At 44.2% G+C, this 22,541-nt stretch carries 17 protein-coding genes, 2 tRNA genes and 3 rRNA genes; 20 read left to right on the top strand and 2 right to left on the bottom strand.

Annotated elements, in window-relative coordinates; genetic code table 11:
* Window positions 1-65: 65 nt before the first annotated feature.
* Entirely contained in the window at window positions 66-1,199 is a 1,134-nt protein-coding gene (locus ACMXYS_RS16935; RefSeq protein WP_415897178.1) for a response regulator, read from the bottom strand.
* A 166-nt stretch (window positions 1,200-1,365) separates the two neighbouring features.
* Here ACMXYS_RS16935 and ACMXYS_RS16930 point away from each other — a divergent pair, with 166 nt between their 5' ends.
* Together ACMXYS_RS16930 and ACMXYS_RS16925 are read left to right on the top strand one after the other, a co-directional pair.
* Entirely contained in the window at window positions 1,366-2,718 is a 1,353-nt protein-coding gene (locus ACMXYS_RS16930; protein WP_415882870.1) for an ABC transporter substrate-binding protein, read from the top strand.
* The gene (locus tag ACMXYS_RS16925) at window positions 2,711-5,134 is read left to right on the top strand and encodes an ATP-binding protein (protein WP_415882869.1); all 2,424 of its coding nucleotides are present in this window, start codon (window positions 2,711-2,713) and stop codon (window positions 5,132-5,134) included. Before ACMXYS_RS16930 ends, ACMXYS_RS16925 begins: the two co-directional genes overlap by 8 nt.
* A gap of 189 nt (window positions 5,135-5,323) precedes the next feature.
* Here the strand turns inward: ACMXYS_RS16925 and yihA are convergent, their stop codons facing one another.
* Window positions 5,324-5,974, bottom strand: a complete 651-nt coding sequence (yihA, locus tag ACMXYS_RS16920) for a ribosome biogenesis GTP-binding protein YihA/YsxC (protein ID WP_415882868.1) — start codon at window positions 5,972-5,974, stop codon at window positions 5,324-5,326.
* Window positions 5,975-6,188: 214 nt separating this feature from the next.
* On the opposite strand from yihA, the gene ACMXYS_RS16915 reads away from it, so the two are divergent.
* The 18 genes from ACMXYS_RS16915 to ACMXYS_RS16830 all read left to right on the top strand — a co-directional run bounded on the left by ACMXYS_RS16915 (window position 6,189) and on the right by ACMXYS_RS16830 (window position 22,538).
* Complete coding sequence (locus tag ACMXYS_RS16915) at window positions 6,189-6,794, top strand: c-type cytochrome (protein ID WP_415882867.1); 606 nt, start codon at window positions 6,189-6,191, stop codon at window positions 6,792-6,794.
* A 114-nt stretch (window positions 6,795-6,908) separates the two neighbouring features.
* Window positions 6,909-7,532, top strand: a complete 624-nt coding sequence (locus ACMXYS_RS16910) for a thiol:disulfide interchange protein DsbA/DsbL (protein WP_415882866.1) — start codon at window positions 6,909-6,911, stop codon at window positions 7,530-7,532.
* 135 nt (window positions 7,533-7,667) lie between these two features.
* A complete protein-coding gene (locus ACMXYS_RS16905; protein WP_415882865.1) occupies window positions 7,668-9,257 on the top strand; it encodes a GGDEF domain-containing protein in 1,590 nt (529 codons plus the stop codon).
* A 45-nt stretch (window positions 9,258-9,302) separates the two neighbouring features.
* Window positions 9,303-10,937 carry a ubiquinone biosynthesis regulatory protein kinase UbiB gene (gene ubiB, locus ACMXYS_RS16900; protein WP_415882864.1) on the top strand — a complete coding sequence of 545 codons (1,635 nt, stop codon included), beginning with the start codon at window positions 9,303-9,305 and terminating at the stop codon, window positions 10,935-10,937.
* A gap of 87 nt (window positions 10,938-11,024) precedes the next feature.
* Entirely contained in the window at window positions 11,025-11,357 is a 333-nt protein-coding gene (locus ACMXYS_RS16895; RefSeq protein ID WP_415882863.1) for a phosphoribosyl-ATP diphosphatase, read from the top strand.
* Window positions 11,358-11,460: 103 nt separating this feature from the next.
* Complete coding sequence (gene tatA / locus ACMXYS_RS16890) at window positions 11,461-11,715, top strand: Sec-independent protein translocase subunit TatA (protein ID WP_415882862.1); 255 nt, start codon at window positions 11,461-11,463, stop codon at window positions 11,713-11,715.
* 12 nt (window positions 11,716-11,727) lie between these two features.
* Window positions 11,728-12,099: a Sec-independent protein translocase protein TatB gene (gene tatB / locus ACMXYS_RS16885; RefSeq protein ID WP_415882861.1), complete on the top strand. Its 372-nt coding sequence runs from the start codon at window positions 11,728-11,730 to the stop codon at window positions 12,097-12,099.
* Window positions 12,096-12,899, top strand: coding sequence for a twin-arginine translocase subunit TatC (tatC, locus tag ACMXYS_RS16880; RefSeq protein ID WP_415882860.1), 804 nt, complete (start codon window positions 12,096-12,098; stop codon window positions 12,897-12,899). The genes tatB and tatC overlap by 4 nt, the downstream gene beginning before the upstream one ends.
* A 610-nt stretch (window positions 12,900-13,509) precedes the next feature.
* Window positions 13,510-15,049, top strand: a 16S ribosomal RNA gene (locus ACMXYS_RS16875).
* Between the two features lie 68 nt (window positions 15,050-15,117).
* Window positions 15,118-15,194, top strand: a tRNA-Ile gene (locus tag ACMXYS_RS16870).
* Between the two features lie 24 nt (window positions 15,195-15,218).
* Window positions 15,219-15,294: transfer RNA gene (locus tag ACMXYS_RS16865), tRNA-Ala, on the top strand.
* Window positions 15,295-15,510: 216 nt separating this feature from the next.
* Window positions 15,511-18,398, top strand: a 23S ribosomal RNA gene (locus ACMXYS_RS16860).
* 142 nt (window positions 18,399-18,540) lie between these two features.
* Window positions 18,541-18,656, top strand: a 5S ribosomal RNA gene (gene rrf / locus ACMXYS_RS16855).
* Together the 16S, 23S and 5S rRNA genes with 2 tRNA genes alongside form the textbook arrangement of a ribosomal RNA operon.
* A gap of 274 nt (window positions 18,657-18,930) precedes the next feature.
* Window positions 18,931-19,701: an enoyl-ACP reductase FabI gene (gene fabI / locus ACMXYS_RS16850; protein WP_415882859.1), complete on the top strand. Its 771-nt coding sequence runs from the start codon at window positions 18,931-18,933 to the stop codon at window positions 19,699-19,701.
* A gap of 307 nt (window positions 19,702-20,008) precedes the next feature.
* Window positions 20,009-20,938 (top strand): pilus assembly protein PilM, encoded by a 930-nt coding sequence (pilM, locus tag ACMXYS_RS16845; RefSeq protein ID WP_415897177.1) that lies wholly within the window; start codon window positions 20,009-20,011, stop codon window positions 20,936-20,938.
* Window positions 20,935-21,534, top strand: coding sequence for a hypothetical protein (locus ACMXYS_RS16840; protein ID WP_415882857.1), 600 nt, complete (start codon window positions 20,935-20,937; stop codon window positions 21,532-21,534). Before pilM ends, ACMXYS_RS16840 begins: the two co-directional genes overlap by 4 nt.
* On the top strand, window positions 21,527-22,207 hold the full coding sequence (gene gspM / locus ACMXYS_RS16835) for a type II secretion system protein GspM (RefSeq protein ID WP_415882856.1): 681 nt from the start codon (window positions 21,527-21,529) through the stop codon (window positions 22,205-22,207). The genes ACMXYS_RS16840 and gspM overlap by 8 nt, the downstream gene beginning before the upstream one ends.
* A complete protein-coding gene (locus ACMXYS_RS16830) occupies window positions 22,200-22,538 on the top strand; it encodes a hypothetical protein (RefSeq protein ID WP_415882855.1) in 339 nt (112 codons plus the stop codon). Before gspM ends, ACMXYS_RS16830 begins: the two co-directional genes overlap by 8 nt.
* Window positions 22,539-22,541: the final 3 nt, after the last annotated feature.

The following is a 22,541-nucleotide window of genomic DNA, read 5'->3' as shown; positions in this document are numbered from 1 at the left end:
CTTAGTTTTATCGACTAGGTTGCAGGCGTAATTCCTCATTTATGAGGGAGCGTATTTTATTTGTCCTAAGCTACTTGCTTAATAGGGAAGTTAATATCGTAAACCAGCCCTCTTTTATCGCATTGTAAGCTAAGAGTGCCGTGTAAAATCATAGTGACAATGCCATTGATGATTGAAGCGCTTAGGCCCAGATGGTTTGGGTCGCTGAGTTTGGTGGTATAAAAAGGTTTTAGCACCTGCTTTAGCACACTCTGGGTTACGCCGATCCCATTATCCCAATACATCAATCCAATATGCCCATCTTCTAAGTACACTTTCAAATTGATTTGCTTTGGTCCCGAAAAATCGTCGCTATAAGCGTGGGCGACGGTATTTGATACTAAGTTAGAAATAATGTGGAAGAGGTAACCAGGGTTCAAGTTGACCTCTAATGCTTCGCAGTCGAGGGATATTTGAAAACTCTCATCCATCAATGTTGAATGCAATAGTTTGATGCACTCTTGCACGTATTCAGCCAGATTAATCGTGCGGGGTTGGTTTTCAATTTGGTCGAGCGTAATTGTCTTAAAGTGATCTAACTTATGCACAATCGAGGCAAAATTACCTTCAATCAGTTTGAGTTGCTCTTCACTTTTACTTAAATACTCATCTAAGCCATTTTTAGTGAGTGCTTCATTCTCTACTTGGGTCCGAAGGCTATCTAAATCAGCTTTCATAGATGACGCAGATGTGACGCAAATACCCAATGGGGTATTAAGCTCGTGAGATACTCCAACTACCATTTGACCAATAGCTGACATGATTTCAGCATTTGCATAGCGTTGTTGGGTTTTGACTAAGTTGATATGTACTTCTGCTCTGGCAATAACTTCCTCATGCATAAAGGGCTTAGTGATGTAGTCCACGCCGCCAGAATGTAAGCCTTTGATAACCATCTCTAGCTCTGTGTTTGCAGTCACAAAAATGATGGGGATATTGGCTGTAATTGGATTCTCTTTAAGCTTGATACATGCCTCAATGCCATCCATTTTGGGCATGTTTATATCCATTAAAATCAGATCAGGAGGCAGGGTTGTTGCGCTTTTTATTGCCATCAGGCCATTTGTAGCGACTCTCACTCCATAGCCTTTCTCCACAAAAATATTGCGTAAGACTTTGAGGTTATCAGCTACGTCATCGACAACGAGAATATCTGCCATTTTTATCGAGCCGTCTTACTTAAGTTAACTGTTGAAAAATCAATCAAAAGCTAGTTGCAGCTTAGACTAATTTTGCCCCTGCGACATAGAAAACAGAGAGATCAGGAGGATTTGTAAATAGAGCATTACTAACTACCCTAAATAAATAAGCATTTGGGGGTGAGTTATGTTTATGAGAAAGCCCGTGGCAGCATTGCTATATTTATGGCTTATGATTGGGTTTGGGGTTAGTTTTGCTGATTCGACGAGCCTTGAACCATGGAAAAAAGCCAACATTGATTGGCAGCAATTCAAAGGGACACAGCTAACAGTATTAGCCGATGCTCAGCCTGCATTCGTAGCCCTAAAGCCTTACCTGCCGGTATTTGAGCGCCTCACTGGCATTAGGGTTGGTTATATCACCGTAGAGCAATCTGAAATGCGAAAACGTCGCGAAGTGGATCTTGTTTCTAGAGGTGGTGTTTACGATGTCGTGCCCATAGGTGTGACTTTTCTGGGCCAAGCTCATCAGAATAATTGGCTCACGCCCTTAAAGCCTTTTATTGATGACAAGCAACTGACTGACCCTGATTGGTACATGTTTGATGATTTGAGTTCAAACAGTTTGAAACTCTGTACTATCGACGGGACACTGTTATCTGTTCCATTTGATTTCTCTGCCCCTGTACTGTTTTACCGTAAAGATCTGTTTGCGCGTTACAACATACAGATCCCTGATACCTATGAAGAGATGGTTGAGGCGAAGCGTGAACTACAAAGAGGTTTGGATAAAGATGGCTTAGAAGGCGTCTATGCGTTTGCTAGTCGTACAAGAGCTGGTGCTGGTTTAAATACCTGGACAGTGATTCCTGCGATACGGTCTTACGGTGGATCAATTTTAGATCAGAACAACCAACCTGTTTTTAATTCTGCAGCATCGATTAAGGCGTTAGAAGTTTATCGGGATATGGTCACAGGCTATGGTAATCCTCCTAATAGTCAGCTGCTTCATTTCTATGAAATTCGACAACAGTTTAGAGAGGGTAGACTGGCAGCTGCTTTCTTAGCCTCGCACTTTTTCAACGAAATAGATAAGCCTGATAAATCACCTATTTGGGATCAATGGGATGCCGCTAAATTACCAAGAGGGCCTGTGAGTCGTGAAACTTCTCCTTGGGCTTGGGCATTTGCAATCAACAGTGCGTCTAAGAATAAAAAAGCCGCTTGGATGTTCCTACAGTGGGCAACCAGTGAGCCTACTGCCAAATTGTTAAATACGGGGGGCTCTCCTGCTCGCCGGAGGGTGTGGCAATCTGAATATTTTTCCAAACTAAATGCACCGGGACTATTGGATGCAGTGGATTGGATTTTTGAAGAGGGAACTAATGCCAGAATTCAATCAGGTATGTCCGAATTCCCTGTAGCGGGCGAGATCTTCTCAAGAGCATTCAATCAGATTTTTTATGGTGCAGAAGTAAAGGTTACTCTTGATAAAGCTGTTATCGAAGTTGATAAAGTAATGCAGTCAAAAGATGAATAGCTTTAATCTACTCGGCCGTCTCCTGTTTATCATTGCGGGTGTTATTGCGCTAGTTTTAGGTGGTAGTACCGCTGTATTTATTAAAGAAATTCGTAGTGAAAACCTCAATAACTTAAAAACGGCTTCGGAGAGTATTGTTGCTCCTTTGATAAAAGAAGTCTTTATGCTTGTCCAAAGTAGCGATAATTATGACTGGGCTTTAAAAGTACAGTCGATCAACGCTAATCGCTTATTTAAGGATCATAAACAGTTAGGTGTTATTGAGATTATTGTTCTTAATGAGCTGGATGAAGTTGTGGCTCATAACGATATCGCTAGGATCGGTCTTCCAATTGAGCCAACCATTAGCTTAGAAGATATTTATCAGGAAGGGGTGAGTCGAACTGAAGGTGTTTATTGGATAGGGAATCAAATTCTAATTGCTAATAGCAATAAGCCTGTAGGGCATGTGATTGTTGGTTTCGAAGCCACTGAACTGCAAAAACGTATTCAGAATGTTTTAAAAAACTCTGCTTTGCTTTTTTGCTTATTTTTCATCATAGGATTGGGGCTAGCCTACTATTTTGTGACACGGCAAATTACTCGGCCTATACGGGAGTTGGTTACTGCGTCTAATGCTATTACATCTGGTGATTATTATTACCCGGTGAATAAAACGTCGAGTGATGAAATTGGAGAATTAGCTTCTGGCTTAGAGATCATGCAAAAAGCTATTCGTAGCAAGATTGAAGATCTGGAAACGTATAAAGCGCACTTAGAAACGGAAGTTGAAAACAGAACCCAAGAATTTTTAGCGGCAAAGCTAGAAGCAGAGGAATCTAATCGAGCGAAAAGTCGCTTTTTAGCTAATATGTCACATGAGTTAAGAACCCCTTTGAATGCGGTGTTGGGTTTTTCGCAAATCCTTTATGGAAAAGAGTTTTCTTCAGAGAAACTTAGTTATCTTAGCTCTATCAACTCTGCTGGTAATACGCTACTTGGATTAATTAATGAGGTATTAGATTTCTCAAAAATAGAGTCTGGAAAGATGGAAATTCAGTATGCTCCATTCTCTCCTCGTTATTTGCTCGAAGAAATACATTCTATGTTTTTACAACGGGCAGCTGAAAAAGATCTCTATTTATCAACTCATTGTGACGAGAATGTTCCTGCATATCTGTTATGTGATGCTTTTCGTTTGAAACAGATATTAATGAATTTATGCTCGAACTCTATCAAGTTCACATCAGAAGGTCGTGTCTCAATTCAGTTAAGTGTTTCGAGAACCGATGTAAGAGCGCAGAAAGTTGGACTCAAATTAACAGTGACAGATACGGGTAAAGGTATTCCCAAAGAGGATCAGGAATCTATTTTTAGCGCATTTGAGCAAGTTAAAGGGCAGAAAACTTCAGAGTATGGAGGGACTGGACTGGGGTTGGCGATTACGCAAAAGTTAGTCAATCTAATGCAAGGCTCCATAGAAGTAATTAGTGAAGGAGAGGGTAAAGGAGCAACTTTTAAGGTCCTTATCCCAGAAATTGAGATTACGGATAGTAAGCCTGTAACGGATGCTATCAATATTAAACTGAATAATGCCTATCAGTTTTCACCAGCAACCATTCTAGTGATTGATGATATCTCTTATAACCGAGATTTATTGATCTCTTACTTGTCGGATCAACCCTTTGAATTTTTACAGGCTGAAGATGGAGAGGAAGGGTTAGCGCTTTTAGAAACTCATAAGCCAGATTTAATTTTAACGGATCTGAAAATGCCCAATATGGATGGGCATCATTTTCTAAAAAAGGTGCAGGATCTTTACCCTGAAAATGAATTCACGCTGATGTTAATTACGGCATCGGTACAGGACTCTGATGTAATAGAGAACAAAGACCTGTGCCATGAAATACTTTCTAAGCCTATTAGTAAGGATATGTTGCTGGCGTCATTGGCCAAATATTTGGACGCTAAAGTCTCTGCTCCCCCTGAGAGTGACATGGCTGATGTTGATGTGAATACAGCTTATTTGTTACTGGATATTGATGAAGCAAATTCAGTACTTGAGATGGCCGAGTTAGGTGAGTTATCTCTCCTTGAGGAGAAGGTTGAGGATATCCGAGAACAAAGTACTCAACATTGGCTTCAGAAAAAGCTGGATGACTTAGATTTGGACACGCTTATTGAAAAGTTAAGAGAAAGAATCAACCTTGAATCGGACGGGGGGACTAGCGCATTTCAGAGGTTGAAATTAGATGTAGCGCAGTCACAAAGGATTATAGATTTAGCTGAAGTGGGTGATCTTGGCGGCTTGGAGGGCATATTGAATAGTATTGACGACCCTGATACTAAGCAGTGGCTTGAGCACCATTTGGATGAAATAAATTTAGAAAGATTAATCACGGAAGTGACGGAATTGTTAAAAATTCGCGAAGTTTAGTACTGAGTTTCTAGCTGGAGCAAAATTTATTTCAGAATTTTGGAACTTTCTGATCAATTTGTACTCAATAGCTTTAAGAGTCACTTACACATTCATCGTGCCATGGCTGTGGCTCTTTACAACAAGCATGCGTTAAAGCCCTGAGAAATTGACAGTTCCCCTTCCTAAGTTTCCCAGGGCTTTCTTTTGTTATTCGGCTTCAAATTCTTCTTCGAAATCATCTTCCGGTAGTAACCATAGATCCAAGCGCTGTCTGAGCTGATCGACATTTTGTTTCTTCAATGCTGAGAATGTTTGCACTGTAACCAGATCACCTAGAACTGCAGTTAGTTCCTTGCGAATCTTCAACATAGTGGACTGAGCCGGGCCTTTTTTCAGCTTGTCGGACTTGGTCAGAAGCACGTGCAGCGGCATCTCAGTACTTAGACACCAATCAACCATCATCTGGTCAAACTCTTTCATTGGGTGGCGAATATCCATTACAAGCACAACACCACGAAGGCATTGGCGTTTTTGTAGATACTCTTCCAAGTGTTGCTGCCAATGCTGTTTCATCGCAACAGGTACTTTGGCGTAGCCATAGCCTGGTAGATCGACAATACGAACACCTTCGATATTGAGATCAAAGAAGTTAATCAATTGGGTACGGCCTGGTGTTTTCGAAGTACGTGCCAACTTGTTGTTATTGGTCAGCGTGTTAATCGCACTCGATTTACCTGCATTAGAGCGGCCTGCGAAAGCGACTTCTGCGCCTATATCCGCCGGACACTGGTGTAATTTTGCCGCACTTTTATTGAATTTCGCGGTGTTGTAGTGAACGGTTTTTTGATCTGAAGACATATTTTTAAGTCGCTTTTTAAGAAATCGCTACTAAAGGAACAGAGATTGCCGTTCCAGTTTGTGTGGATATTGGTTTATAATTGCGCCAATTTTACCTGCGAACAGGCCTAAGCTCTAGTCTGCAGGGAAGTGAGGATAACATCGGTCAACGCTTAATGACTCATCATTACGCCTATGGCCGTCTAATTTTAATAGCAAGAGTCTGGGTTCATCGATGAATAAACTACTGATTAGCTTGCTGGTGACCGTTGGTATCACTGGTGTAGCTCACGCAGCGGGTGATGCTGCTAAAGGTAAAGGAATGACTGCAATGTGTGCTGCTTGTCACGGTGCTGACGGTAACAGTGCAATCGCAAACTTCCCTAAGCTAGCAGGTCAGAACGAAAAATATCTGATCAAACAGCTTCAAGATATCAAATCTGGTAAGCGTACAGTTGTAGAAATGACTGGTCTTCTAAACTCTTACAGCGACCAGGACATTGCTGATATCTCTGCTTACTTTGCTAAGCAGACTGGTACTGTAGGCCACGCTGCTAAAGATCTTGTTGAACAGGGTCAGAAAATCTACCGCGCAGGTATCGCAGATAAAGGCGTTGCTGCTTGTACAGCTTGTCACGCACCAACAGGTGAAGGTAATAGCCAAGCAGGCTTCCCAGGTATCGGCGGCCAGCACGCTGCATACACTGAAAAGCAGCTAAAAGATTTTGCTAAAGGCGCACGTAACAACGATCCACAGCAGATGATGCAGGATATTGCGGCTAAGCTTAGCGATGACGAAATCAAAGCGGTTTCTAGCTACATTCAAGGTCTGGGCAAGTAAGTTCAGCTTGGATTCAATAAAGGCAGCTTAGGCTGCCTTTTTTGTACGTGGTAGGAACTTAGGTTTCATTTTATTGTCTACCACCCGGTCCTATTGTTTTCGGAGCAAAGAATAATGAAAAAGTTTGGGTTGATGTTAGTGGCGTTACTTCTGCCGTTTATGGCGCAAGCGGAAGCGTTTAAAGAAGGCGTACATTACGCAAAAGTACCTGAAGTGGGTTACAAAAAATATAAAAATAAAATCGAAGTGATTGAAATGTTTGGATACCCATGTCCGCATTGTAATAACTTTGAGCCATTGATTAAGCACTGGGAAAAGAATGTAGACGAAGATGTTAAATTTGTACGTACGCCAGTTGCGTGGAATCCGAGCTGGGAACTAATGGCACGTGCGTTCTATGCTTCTGAATTTATGAAAACTTTAGACAAAACTCACGAAGCGACATTCCATGCGATTCATGTAGAACGTCGTCGTTTTAGGGGTAAAGAAGACTTTGCTGATTATTATGGTAATCTGGGCGTTGATGTAGCCAAGTTTGAAAGCCTATTCAACTCTTTTGCTGTTGAAACAAAGCTTAATCAGGGGCGTCAGGAAGTCTATAAGTACGGAATTAAAGGTGTACCTGCAATGGTTGTGAATGGTAAATACCATGTGACTGCGGGTATGGCTGGTGGTCATAAGAAGATGTTGGAAGTCGTTGACTTCCTTGTTGAGAAAGAACGTTCGGCTGCCAAGTAAACAAAATTTCTATGAAAAACGCCCTCTAGAGGGCGTTTTTTTATATCTGATTGATATCAGACCTAGTGCGAAGAACAGAGTTCGACTAACATGAAGTCTGACTGAGGTTGATGTTGTGTACTCCGAGGAACTGGTGTGGCAGAAGAACAGGTAGACTGGAAGAAAAAATACCGGGAGCTGACTCTAGAATTTGAGCAGTTTGAGCGTAAAAGTGTTGATACTGAGCAGCAACTGCGCCAATTAGCCGGGTATATGTCTATCGGGTTGGAAGGTGATAATCCACAGTTTGATGCTGAACTCTCGGCATTGAAACCATTACTTCAAGAGCAGTGCACAGAGCATCTCGGCTTTTTACAAAAGATCAGTCGCCGCATCGAAAAACAAGTTCAACATCGTGAAGATCTTCGCGGTAAAACAGCTAAGCAAACTGTTGCTGCCCTTCTTAAGTGGATTCGCATGCTACGCACTCAAGTGCAAAATAGCGGATCACAAAACTTGCTGGATTCCCTCGAGCGCCGTAGTAATGCAGTCGAAGAGAAAGGTTATGAGTTACCGGCCGTTCTTGCTGACTTGATTGAGCTCCAAAGCCATATCGAGACGGGAACAGAAGAGAGTGCAGAGATCAGTGATAGCGACTTTTCTCTAGACACGACTGCTTCAACAGACGCGCTGGGCGATGAAGTTAAATTACTCTTAAAACGTATTGGCGCTGAGCTATTAGAGCTCATTAGCGGCTTATATGTACCTAAAGAGGAAAACCCGAATGCACGTCAACTGGTAAAACGAATTGAAGAGGGATTTGAGTTACCTCATCTACCAGAGATTGTGCATCAAGTAGTACAACTGGTTATCAAATCAACCAGCAACACCAGTGAAGACTTCGAAAATTATCTATTGGAACTCAGTACGCGTTTAACTGAAGTCCAAACTTTTGTGGTTGATAGCCGCCAAGAGCAGCAAGAAATTGGTCAGAACCAGCGTGATCTTGATATTCAAGTTCGACGTGATGTTAAGAAACTGCACAACACGGTTAAAAATACCAATGATATTACAGATCTGAAAAAAGCAGTTTCACTGCAGCTTTCGGGTCTTGTTCGCGCAATGGATAGTTTCAAAAAGAAAGAGGAAGAGCGCGAGCTGCGGTTACAAGGTCGTTATGAAGACCTGATTGATAAAGTTGAGTTGATGGAGCAGGAAACGCGCAAGGTTAAAGCTCACATGGAAGAGGAGCGTCTTCGTGCTCGCACAGACCCTCTTACCGGTTTGCCAAACCGTGCGGCTTATGACGAGCATATAGGGCAAGAATACGAACGTTGGTCACGTTACCGTACGTCATTTTCTGTTGTTGTCGGTGATCTTGATTACTTTAAGAAAATCAACGACACCTACGGTCATTTAGCGGGCGATAAAGTGCTGCGTTTGGTAGCCAAAGTTATCACTAAAAATATCCGTGTAACGGACTTTGTTGGTCGTTATGGCGGTGAAGAATTTATTATTATCCTTCCTTCTACTGGTGCAGATGAAGCCGCGCAGGCAATGGAAAAATTGCGGGAATCTTTAGCCAGCAGCCCATTTAATTTCCATGGCAAGCCCGTGGGGATTACAATGTCGTTCGGCGTAACAGAAATCAAAGAGGGTGATTCCCTTGATGATGTCTTTATCCGTGCTGATGAAGCATTGTATCAAGCAAAAGAAGATGGCCGTAACTTAGTCAGAACTAAGTAACGCCACTACTTATCTATTAATTTTTAGCAACAAGGTTTCCCTGCTGTGAAACGTCTATCGCGAATTCTGAAGATTGTTCAGGTTTTTGCTCGGTATCGATTGGATACTCTATTTTTGGGTTTAGCCCTTCCTTGGTATGTTCGATGCCTGTTTTGGTTATTGCCTTGGCGTTTCTTTATCCCAGCAAAACAACCGCAAGCGGTACGTGTCCGATTAGCGCTAGAGGCTTTAGGGCCTGTTTTTGTCAAGTTTGGACAGATGCTCTCTACCCGCCGAGATTTATTACCGGATGATCTGGCAGAGGAACTAAAAAAACTGCAAGATCGTGTACCGCCATTCTCTGGCCCACAAGCACAAGGGTTGATTGAAAAAGCCTTAGAAAAGCCCGTTTCAGAGCTGTTTGCTGAGTTCGAAGTAGAGCCAATGGCGTCCGCTTCGGTTGCTCAGGTCCACAAAGCAACCATGCTTGATGGTAGTGAAGTTGTAGTCAAAGTTATCCGTCCAGGAATTGGTAAAACCATTCGTAAAGACGTAGATCTTCTATTCAGCTTGGCTCGTCTTGTTCATGTGGTTTGGGAAGAAGGACGTCGCCTGCGCCCTGTAGAAGTGGTAGCTGAATATGAGCAAACCATCTTCGATGAGTTGGATCTTCGCAAAGAAGCGGCAAATGGCTCACAGCTAAGACGTAACTTTGAAAACAGCGATATTCTTTATATTCCTGAAATTTACTGGGATTACACACGTTCAAATGTATTGGTGATGGAACGCATTCACGGTATCCCTGTGGCTGAAGTTGATCAGTTAAACGAACAGAATACGGATATGAAGGCGTTGGCGGAGCGTGGAGTTGAGATCTTCTTTACTCAGGTGTTCCGAGACAGCTTTTTTCATGCGGATATGCACCCGGGTAATATCTTTGTTTCTCGCAATAATCCAAGTTCACCACAATATATCGCGGTAGATTTTGGGATCATTGGTTCGCTTACCCCAGAGGATCAAAGCTATTTAGCACGCAACTTCCTTGCTTTCTTTAAGCGTGACTACCGTATGGTGGCGCAACTACACGTTGATTCGGGTTGGGTTCCTGCGGACACTAATGTCGATGCATTTGAAACAGCAATCCGCAGTGTGTGTGAGCCGATCTTTGAAAAGCCGTTAAAAGATATCTCCTTCGGGCAAGTGCTTTTAGGTTTGTTCCAAACGGCACGTCGTTTCAATATGGAAGTGCAGCCGCAACTAGTGCTACTGCAGAAAACGCTTTTAAATATCGAAGGCTTAGGTCGACAGCTTTATCCTGATCTTGATCTATGGGAAACGGGTAAACCGTTTCTAGAGAATTGGATGAAAGAGCGAATGGGGCCAAAAGGTGTTTATCGCTCTATTAAACAGCAAGCGCCTGATTGGCTAGAGAAAATGCCACATATGCCACAGCTGATTTTTGATTCCCTGAGCCAGATTAGGAATTTAGATAGTGCGCGCCAGCGTGATATAAGAGCTTATCAGCAAGCGAAGGAAGCACTAGAAAGCAAAGCTTCAAGAAGACGTAATCTAGGGTTGATGCTAATTGCGGGTGCTGTAGCTGTTGCTAACCCAGATGTGATGGAATGGCTATGTGATTTGCCTCCTAGTAGTTGGATTTTAGCGGGGCTGGGTGTAGTACTATTGTTGAAACGTTCATGATCCTCCTTTAGGAGGGGATGGTGGAAGCAATATTGATCGGGTATGCTTCCGCACGTAAGTTAGTCTTAATTGAAAGTGAGTGAATAAATGAGTGACGTATTAACTCAGCTGGGTGAAGTTCTGGAACAGCGTAAATCAGCAGCCCCAGACAGTTCATATGTTTCTAGCTTACATGCTAAGGGCTTGAATAAGATCTTAGAAAAGGTCGGCGAAGAAGCAACAGAAACTATTCTGGCAGCTAAGGACGCACAGACCAGCGGTGACAATAAAGATGTCATTTATGAAACAGCCGATCTTTGGTTCCATAGTTTGGTTGCATTATCGCACCTAGGTGAAGAACCACAGGCAGTATTAGATGAATTAGCTCGCAGATTTGATCTGTCGGGCTTGGAAGAAAAAGCGTCACGCACTAAAAAATAAATATAGATCCTAAGGCGTTAATAAAAACGTGTAACGTGGGTCATTCCAACAGATTTCTATGATGGCAGTTAAAAGAGCTGCTATGTGATAGCGGAGAGTAAAAATGGGTTTAGGTGGTATCAGTATTTGGCAGCTATTGATTATTTTGGCCATTATTATTCTGATTTTCGGGACTAAAAAATTCAAAAATATCGGCAGCGATCTAGGTGGTGCTGTTAAGGGCTTCAAAAAAGCCATGACAGAAGAAGAAAAAGCCAAAGAAGAAGCTGAAAACAAGCAGATCAAACAGGAAGATGCTGATTTTACAGAGGCTAAAAAAGCTGACGACGTAAAAGCTGAGCAGAAGTCTGACAAGTAACAGGCTTTAACTATGTTTGATATCGGTTTTGCCGAGCTACTCATTGTTGCAGTGGTTGCGTTGGTTGTACTTGGGCCAGATAAATTACCAACGGCTGTAAGAACTGTCGGAATGTGGATGGGGCGTATAAAGCGCACTGTCTCTTCTATACAGACAGAAATTAGCGAAGAGCTAAGAGTGGAAGAATTAAAACGTACGACGGCTATTCAGAAACACGAGTTAGAAAAAGAACTTAATGAGATGCGTCAGCCATTTAATGATGCATTAAAAGAAGAAGTTCCAGTTAGCTCTAAGATTGTTCCGCCAGAAGCAACAGAAGAAAAGCCTCAATCTGCGAATGAGCCTACTAAGGCTGATGACAATAGCAGTACAGGAAAAGCATGAGCAATCCGCAGCCTGAACACGATCAGGAACAGCCATTAATTAGCCATCTGGTTGAATTACGCCAGAGGCTAATGTTTATCCTACTTATCATTTTAGGTTTCTTTCTTGGCTTGTTTTATTTTGCCAATGATCTGTATACCTATCTTTCATCGCCTTTAACTGCGCTGTTGCCATCAGGCACTAGCATGATTGCGACCGATGTTACCTCTCCGTTCTTTGCTCCTTTCAAGCTAACGCTTGTAGCTGCAATCTTTCTGGCGATGCCATTTGTATTGCACCAAATATGGGGATTTATAGCGCCTGGCTTATATAAGCACGAAAAACGTTTTGCGATACCCTTGTTAATATCGAGTATCTTTCTGTTTTATGCTGGTATCGCCTTTGCCTACTTCGTTGTATTTCCGCTTATATTCGGTTTCTTTACCAGTGTAGGGCCAGAAAATGTTGCGGTGATGACCGATATAAGCAGCTACCTGAATTTTGTACTTAAGCTGTTCTTCGCATTTGGTATTGTATTTGAAATACCGATAGCTACTCTGCTACTGATTTGGTCTGGTGCTGCAACTGTTGCTGGTCTAAGGCAAAAGCGTGCATATGTAATCGTTGGTTGTTTCGTCTTGGGTATGTTGTTAACACCGCCGGATGTCATTTCTCAAAGCTTATTAGCGCTTCCAATGTGGCTGCTATTTGAAACAGGCATCATCCTAGGGCTTATCTTTGTAAGAAAGAATACAGATGATGAAGAGCTTGCTGATGAATTCGCTGCGGCAGAAGACGAGCAAGAAGAGAATAATAAGTAGTCTTTGAAAGCTAATAGATGATTCTAAAAACGGTGTTTATTGAAAGATAGACACCGTTTTTTTATGTCCATAGAGTAGTTAATAACACAGCACTGTATAACTAATAAACAATATTGAATATTTATTCACTTTTTTCGCTTTTTTGTAGATTAAGTGTTGACCCTTTTTTAGATGTCTGTAGAATTCGCCGTCCTTGCTTAGGGAGGCCGCTTTTTAAGGGGCTGCAGAGTTGAGTAAGGTGCTTAGTAAGTGATTGAAAACATTGGTTTTTAAGATTGCTTGCGGAGTAGGATTCAAAGTCCGGTTGCTGAGTAAAAACTTTTTACGAAATTGCAAAATAAACGGTTGACTTTGAATGAGCGCAAAGTAGAATATGCGCCTCGCTTGAGACGAAACGCTGGTTCAGCGGAGAGTCAAGAAAGCAACGCTCTTTAACAATTTGATCAGATAATTCGTGTGGGCGCTTGTTGAGAAGAAGCAAACTTTTTCTAGACAAGCAACCAAGTGAATTCATTTAAAGCGATTTACAAAGGTTTAACGTTCTTAAGAATGTTATCCGGTTGTTTAGTACTAGAGCCCGTTACCACATTCCTGGTAACACAAATGATTTAAACTGAAGAGTTTGATCATGGCTCAGATTGAACGCTGGCGGCAGGCCTAACACATGCAAGTCGAACGGTAACATGACTAGCTTGCTAGTTGATGACGAGTGGCGGACGGGTGAGTAACGCGTAGGAATCTACCCAGTAGCGGGGGATAAGCCAGAGAAATTTGGTCTAATACCGCATACGCCCTAAGGGGGAAAGCAGGGGATCTTCGGACCTTGCACTATTGGATGAGCCTGCGTGAGATTAGCTAGTTGGTGAGGTAATGGCTCACCAAGGCGACGATCTCTAGCTGGTCTGAGAGGATGATCAGCCACACTGGAACTGAGACACGGTCCAGACTCCTACGGGAGGCAGCAGTGGGGAATATTGCACAATGGGCGCAAGCCTGATGCAGCCATGCCGCGTGTGTGAAGAAGGCCCTAGGGTTGTAAAGCACTTTCAGCAGTGAGGAAAGGTTAGTAGTTAATACCTGCTAGCTGTGACGTTAACTGCAGAAGAAGCACCGGCTAACTCCGTGCCAGCAGCCGCGGTAATACGGAGGGTGCGAGCGTTAATCGGAATTACTGGGCGTAAAGCGCGCGTAGGTGGATTGGTCAGTCAGATGTGAAAGCCCAGGGCTCAACCTTGGAACTGCACCTGATACTGCCAATCTAGAATACGGTAGAGGGTAGTGGAATTTCCTGTGTAGCGGTGAAATGCGTAGATATAGGAAGGAACACCAGTGGCGAAGGCGACTACCTGGACCGATATTGACACTGAGGTGCGAAAGCGTGGGGAGCAAACAGGATTAGATACCCTGGTAGTCCACGCCGTAAACGATGTCTACTAGCCGTTGGGAGACTTGATCTTTTAGTGGCGCAGCTAACGCGATAAGTAGACCGCCTGGGGAGTACGGCCGCAAGGTTAAAACTCAAATGAATTGACGGGGGCCCGCACAAGCGGTGGAGCATGTGGTTTAATTCGACGCAACGCGAAGAACCTTACCAACTCTTGACATCCAGAGAAGTTACTAGAGATAGTTTCGTGCCTTCGGGAACTCTGAGACAGGTGCTGCATGGCTGTCGTCAGCTCGTGTTGTGAAATGTTGGGTTAAGTCCCGTAACGAGCGCAACCCTTGTCCTTATTTGCCAGCACTTCGGGTGGGAACTCTAAGGAGACTGCCGGTGACAAACCGGAGGAAGGTGGGGACGACGTCAAGTCATCATGGCCCTTACGAGTTGGGCTACACACGTGCTACAATGGCCGGTACAGAGGGCCGCGAACCTGCGAGGGTAAGCTAATCTCAGAAAACCGGTCGTAGTCCGGATTGGAGTCTGCAACTCGACTCCATGAAGTCGGAATCGCTAGTAATCGCGAATCAGAATGTCGCGGTGAATACGTTCCCGGGCCTTGTACACACCGCCCGTCACACCATGGGAGTGGATTGCACCAGAAGTAGCTAGCTTAACCTTCGGGAGGGCGGTTACCACGGTGTGGTTCATGACTGGGGTGAAGTCGTAACAAGGTAGCCCTAGGGGAACCTGGGGCTGGATCACCTCCTTAAACGAAAGCCGATTCTCGGCAAGCGTTCACACGAATTATCTGATCAGAGAAGTTAAGAGCAACGGTGTAGGCTTGTAGCTCAGCTGGTTAGAGCGCACCCCTGATAAGGGTGAGGTCGGTGGTTCAAGTCCACTCAGGCCTACCAATCAATAGCCTTACTGTTTTTCTTGGGGCTATAGCTCAGCTGGGAGAGCGCCTGCTTTGCACGCAGGAGGTCTGCGGTTCGATCCCGCATAGCTCCACCATCATCCTCTGGATGAGAAGGAAGAGTTTTAAAACATATTGTCGTTTAAGACATTATCTTTTAAAGCTTTTTTGCTTTAAACGCTCTTTAACAATTTGGATTTGATTCATTTGATTTAGATTTAAGACATGTAGTTTTACTGCATGCGCCAATTCGGCGAAATCTATCGTTACTAGCAATACAAGTTACTGTGATTCCAGACGCCTTCGGGTTATATGGTCAAGTGACTAAGCGTGCACGGTGGATGCCTTGGCAGTCAGAGGCGATGAAGGACGTTGTAACCTGCGATAAGGTTCGGGGAGGTGGTAAACAACCTTTGATCCGGACATTTCCGAATGGGGAAACCCACCTATTTATAGGTATCTTTTAACTGAATACATAGGTTATTAGAGGCGAACCTGGGGAACTGAAACATCTAAGTACCCAGAGGAAAAGAAATCAACCGAGATTCCCTAAGTAGCGGCGAGCGAACGGGGACTAGCCCTTAAGCTTTATTAGATTTAACAGAACACTCTGGAAAGTGTGGCCATAGTGGGTGATAGCCCCGTATGTGAAAGGTCTTTTAAAGTGAAATCGAGTAGGACGGCACACGTGAAACGCTGTCTGAATATGGGGGGACCATCCTCCAAGGCTAAATACTCCTGACTGACCGATAGTGAACCAGTACCGTGAGGGAAAGGCGAAAAGAACCCCTGTGAGGGGAGTGAAATAGACCCTGAAACCGTGTACGTACAAGCAGTGGGAGCCGTTTTCGGACGGTGACTGCGTACCTTTTGTATAATGGGTCAGCGACTTACTTTTAGTGGCAAGGTTAAGCATTTGCGGAGCCGTAGGGAAACCGAGTCTTAATAGGGCGTCCAGTCGCTAGGAGTAGACCCGAAACCGAGTGATCTATCCATGGGCAGGTTGAAGATGCAGTAACATGCATTGGAGGACCGAACCGACTGTCGTTGAAAAGCCAGCGGATGACTTGTGGATAGGAGTGAAAGGCTAATCAAACTCGGAGATAGCTGGTTCTCCTCGAAAACTATTTAGGTAGTGCCTCGTGTCTAACCATGGGGGGTAGAGCACTGTTTCGGCTAGGGGGTCATCCCGACTTACCAACCCGATGCAAACTCCGAATACCCATGAGTTCAATCACGGGAGACACACGGCGGGTGCTAACGTCCGTCGTGGAAAGGGAAACAACCCAGACCGTCAGCTAAGGTCCCAAAGTTTATGCTAAGTGGGAAACGATGTGGGAAGGCTTAGACAGCTAGGAGGTTGGCTTAGAAGCAGCCACCCTTTAAAGAAAGCGTAATAGCTCACTAGTCGAGTCGGCCCGCGCGGAAGATATAACGGGGCTAAGCATAACACCGAAGCTACGGATGCACTTTGTGCATGGTAGAGGAGCGTTCTGTAAGCTGTTGAAGCGGAAGCTGTAAGGCACCGTGGAGGTATCAGAAGTGCGAATGCTGACATGAGTAACGATAAGGGAGGTGAAAACCCTCCCCGCCGGAAGACCAAGGGTTCCTATCCAACGCTATTCGAGGTAGGGTGAGTCGGCCCCTAAGGAGAGGCTGAAGAGCGTATCCGATGGGAAACAGGTTAATATTCCTGTACTGCTCATAACTGCGATGGGGGGACGGAGAAGGCTAGGCTAGCGCGGCGTTGGTTGTCCGCGTTTAAGATAGTAGGTTTAGAGCTTAGGTAAATCCGGGCTCTTTTAAGACCGAGAATCGATGACGAGGTCCTTTATGGACTGAAGTAGTTGATGCCATGCTTCCAGGAAAATCCTCTAAGCTTCAGGTTATGACTAACCGTACCCTAAACCGACACAGGTGGTCAGGTAGAGAATACTAAGGCGTATGAGAAAACTCGGGTGAAGGAACTAGGCAAAATGGCACCGTAACTTCGGGAGAAGGTGCGCCGGTTTTGGTGATGGGACTTGCTCCCTAAGCTGAGGCCGGTCGAAGATACCAGGTGGCTGCGACTGTTTATTAAAAACATAGCACTCTGCAAACTCGAAAGAGGACGTATAGGGTGTGACGCCTGCCCGGTGCCGGAAGGTTAATTGATGGGGTTAGCGCTTGCGCGAAGCTCTTGATCGAAGCCCCGGTAAACGGCGGCCGTAACTATAACGGTCCTAAGGTAGCGAAATTCCTTGTCGGGTAAGTTCCGACCTGCACGAATGGCGTAACGATGGCCACACTGTCTCCACCCGAGACTCAGTGAAATTGAAATAGCTGTTAAGATGCAGTTTACCCGCGGCTAGACGGAAAGACCCCGTGAACCTTTACTACAGCTTCACAGTGGACTTTGACATTACTTGTGTAGAATAGCTGGGAGGCTTTGAAACCCTGTCGCCAGATAGGGTGGAGCCACCTTTGAAATACCAGCCTGGTAATGTTGAGGTTCTAACCCAGTTCCCTAAGCGGGATCGGGGACATTGTGTGGTGGGTAGTTTGACTGGGGCGGTCTCCTCCCAAAGAGTAACGGAGGAGCACGAAGGTACCCTCAGCATGGTCGGAAATCATGCAATGAGCGCAAGAGTAGAAGGGTGCTTGACTGCGAGACAGACACGTCGAGCAGGTACGAAAGTAGGTTCTAGTGATCCGGTGGTTCTGTATGGAAGGGCCATCGCTCAACGGATAAAAGGTACTCCGGGGATAACAGGCTGATACCGCCCAAGAGTTCACATCGACGGCGGTGTTTGGCACCTCGATGTCGGCTCATCACATCCTGGGGCTGAAGCCGGTCCCAAGGGTATGGCTGTTCGCCATTTAAAGTGGTACGCGAGCTGGGTTTAGAACGTCGTGAGACAGTTCGGTCCCTATCTGCCGTGGGCGTTTGAGATTTGAGAAGAGTTGCTCCTAGTACGAGAGGACCGGAGTGAACGAACCTCTGGTGTACCGGTTGTGATGCCAATTGCATTGCCGGGTAGCTACGTTCGGACGGGATAACCGCTGAAAGCATCTAAGCGGGAAGCCTCCTTCAAGATGAGATCTCACTGGGAACTTGATTCCCCTAAAGGGCCGTTGAAGACTACGACGTTGATAGGTTGGGTGTGGAAGCGCTGTGAGGCGTTGAGCTAACCAATACTAATTGCCCGTGAGGCTTGACCATATAACGCCCAAGGCGTTTGGCAAGTGACTTGTAAGATACGTAAGACGATAGAGAGTAACGAATTAGCGCGTAGTTAAGCTACAGTCGATAAACTATCTAGATCAAATAAAAGAAGAATCAGATCTAAGTTGTAACAGTTTTGCTTGGCGACCATAGAGTTGTGGAACCACCTGAATCCATCCCGAACTCAGACGTGAAACGCAACATCGCCGATGGTAGTGTGGGGCTTCCCCATGTGAGAGTAGGTCATCGCCAAGCATTTAATTAAGAGAAAACCCCGGTCACACTGTGATCGGGGTTTTTTCGTGTTGGGCTATAAAATACGGTTAAGAGTGGATAGTGCTTGCTTGAAGCAGATAAGCCCGTCAGGATGAGTTGTCTTAATTAAACTGAATGCTGTCCTTAGCTGTCCTTCATTGCCTCAGATCAACGAGTTATTTCTTACCGACCTGTTTACCGGTATCGTCATATATTTGTATTGTGCGTATGCGTAAAATAGGAATCAGTTTCGATTATTTGAAAGGATATATGAATGTCTAACTTGTTAATGGCGGGTAAGAAAATACTTGTTGTTGGTATCGCTAATGATAAAAGTATTGCGTATGGCTGTGCTAAAGCTCTAAAGGCACAAGGAGCAGAGTTAGCCATTACTTATTTAAACGATAAAGCAGAGCGCTTTGTAAGCCCGTTAGCTGAGGAGCTAGAAGCTGATATCTTTATGCCTCTGGATGTTTCTTCTCCTGAGCAGATGGATGCAGTGTTCTCTGAGATTGAATCTAAATGGGGTGAGTTAGATGGTGTGATTCACTCTTTAGCTTTCTGTCCTTTAGAAGATTTACATGCTCCTATATCTGAGTGTTCACGTACAGGATTCTTACAGGCGATGGATATATCGTGCTATTCCTTTATTGATATGGCTTCGCGTGCTAAAGGCTTAATGAAGAATGGCGGTTCTCTAGTGAACTTTTCTTATCTAGGAAGTGCATTGGCGACTGGTGATTACAATATCATGGGTTGCGCAAAAGCTGCTTTGGAAGCAGCTACACGCTATTTAGCCAGAGATCTTGGCCCTCAACAAATCCGTGTTAACTCTATTTCACCGGGTACAATCGCAACGCGTGCTGCCGGTGGTATTAAAGATTTTGATGCAATGCTTCAGCATAATGAAGAAATGGCTTGTGATGGTAAGCTGCCGACAATCGAAGAAGTTGGTAATTCTTGCCTTTACTTTATGTCGCCTCTCTCTGAAGGTGTTACAGGCCAGATACATTATGTTGATCACGGTGTTTGTATCGTCGGTTAAGTTTTGTCGGTCTAGTTGTGTTGCAAATCGCGACTAGACCGAATCTGGTTCAGTCCTTACGTCAATTGGTGAGTCATTGTTAAAAAATTCTTATGTTATTAAGTTACTATTTCTCATCTAAAATCTGATAAAACAACGTCATAGGGCAGCTTATTCATATAGATTCTGTTAAGTTATTCCTTGTATGGCCGACAGGATTACTGAATGTTTACTTAATCATTAATCTTGGGCTTTCCGATTGAAGCGATCGTTTCAGCTCGGTAGATTTATTGTTAGAGAATTAAGCGAATAGTGCAGGAGTTAACGCTTGCTTTCATTTCTTAAGAAAAAGTCTGCGGAAAACGGTTTAACTTCCCTAGTGATTAATAAGGGGGGGGTTTCTTTTGCACATGTTCGAGATGGTAATACTCAGCCAGAACTTACCTGCTGTGAGTACAGCGCATCGACTAACCCTTTAGTTGAGCCCAAACGTTTCAGGAATTTGATAGAAGCGAATAACCTTCTGGGTACGAAAACTTCCTTAGTTTTGCCGGAATCTAGCTATCAGATCCATCTTGTAGAGCGCCCTGAAGTGCCAGACGAAGAGCTTGCTGAAGCTTTGCGTTGGCGTATCAAAGATTTGATCACCTTCGATGTGGAACAAGCAGTAATTGATTATATCGAACTACCAGACGACGCCTACCGTAGCCGCAGTCGTATGGTTTATGCAGTAGCCGCCGAGCAGGCTAAGGTTGACCTTTGGGTTGAGTGGTCTAAAGAAATCGGTCTAGATGTTACAGCCGTTGATGTTCCTGAGTTAGCGTTACTTAATCTAACCGAAGATCTTGCAGATAGTGAATCTGGGTTAGCGGTATTTAATATTGGTGAAGAGGGCAGTTCGATTAATCTTCTCTCTGATGGCGCTTTATATTTCACCCGTAATCTTGGCTACTGTCATACGTCAGCCCCTGAAAATGCTTCAGCTGCTGTACTCGAACTTCAGCGCTCTCTTGATTACTACGAAAGCCAAGTAGGTAAACCGCCCTGCGTGCGCCTCCTTGTCATGCCTATGCAGGCAGATGAATCGCCGCTAATGAATGAGTTACGGTACAGTCTAGCGCTTGATATACACTCATTAGATCTCAATAATCTTATTTCATCCCAGATCGATCTTACAGAATCTCTCCAAACACAGGCTACTATAGCTATTGCGGCGGCACTAAGAACTGAGTTTGCTGAAGCTGAGGTGGTTAAGTGAAACAGCGAATTAACCTCTATAACCCTCACAAGTCGAAAAAGAAATTCGAACTCTTAAGCCTGCAAGGTAGTGTCACAGTTGCTATAGCAGTCATTACGGTTGTTCTGTTATGTGGGCTCGGATTGAACTGGTATGCATCTGAACAGGAAAGCACGTTCGCTAAGCTTCAGAACGACAAAGTTAAGATCGATGAAGCGGTTTCTGCGGAGCAAGCACGCTTTAGTAGTCTCCAAGTACAGCCAGAAATTTTGGCTGAACAGCAGCGTTTAAAAGATGAGATTGCTGCACGGAAAGCGTTACAAAGCTTATTGCATAAAGTGCAACCAGCTCAGAGTGTTAATTTCTCGTCTTATCTCTATGCCCTGGCTGATGCTTCATTAACGGAAAGTTGGTTAAGTCAGTTCGTACTTGATAATAATAACCGTAGTTTTACTTTGGGTGGTGGTGCTGTCGATGGCCCGTCAGTTGCTTCCATGATTGAATCGATTGCTAGTACTGAAGAATTCCAAGGTATGAATGTTAATAGGCTAACTGTAAACGCTGAAGGTAGTGGTGTGCGCTTTGATGCTTTAGCGGAGTTGCGCAGTTATGAATAAACGCTGGCAGGAGTGGGACAGCAAATGGAATGAGCTAACGGCACGTGAACGTATCATGTTGCTTGTAGTTGGCTTAGTAGCCCCTTTAGCATTGATCTTTGTGTTCTTAATCGAGCCTGCAATGATCGTATTGCAAAAGGTGCCAAGTAAAATTGAAGCTATGCAAACCAGCATCGATGCTCAAGATCGAGTTTTACAGTTGCTAAAGAGTCAGGAACCGAAAGATCCTAACGTCGAGGCAAGAGCTGAGCTAAAACGTTTGCGTACTCAGTTATCTGAGGCTAATCAGGATATTAAGCGTGCTGCAACTAACCTTGTTTCGCCTGATCAGATGCTGACTTTGTTGAGATCAGTATTAGCCAATGAACAAGGTATTGCGCTTGTTAGTGCAAAAAGCCTACCTGTCGAAGCTAAACAGTTAAATGAAACGCCAGTTGATGCGGACAAAGATACCAAGCCTGTGGGTCCGCAAGCTGTAATCTTTATTCATCCATTTGAATTAGAGCTGGAAGGGACTTATCAGGGTTTATATGACTATTTGCAGAAAATAGAACAGCTGGATGGTGTGTTCTTTTGGGATACATTGGAATACAAAGTTGATGAGTATCCGTCGGCAAAGGTGAAGATCAAAGTTCATACCTTAAGCTCTGAAGCGGGGTGGTTAGGTGCCTAAATTTGTCATTTTATTAATTACACTGCTTGGCAGTAGTTCGATTTATGCCGAGCGCTTACCTGCCGATCCAACTAGGCCTTTGGCTACTCATGTTGTTATCGGTGATATAAAAACACCTGAGCAGGGATATGTTCTCAGTTCTTTAATCGTTGGTAAGCGAACTCCTTCTGCAATTATTAATGGTCAGCGTGTACAGAAGGGTGATTTGGTTGATGGTGCCGAAGTGGTCGAAATCAACCGCAAAGGAGTTAAGTTGAACACTGGAAGTGAATATCAGATGATCTCTTTAGCTGAACGAAAAGGCTTCAGCAAAGTTAAGAGTGGGAAATAGGCT

This window comes from Neptuniibacter sp. QD57_21, assembly GCF_047778075.1.
In the GTDB taxonomy this organism is placed as follows: domain Bacteria; phylum Pseudomonadota; class Gammaproteobacteria; order Pseudomonadales; family Balneatricaceae; genus Neptuniibacter.
The sequence above is the reverse complement of the archived record's forward strand: the minus strand, read 5'-3'. Positions and strand labels throughout refer to the sequence as shown.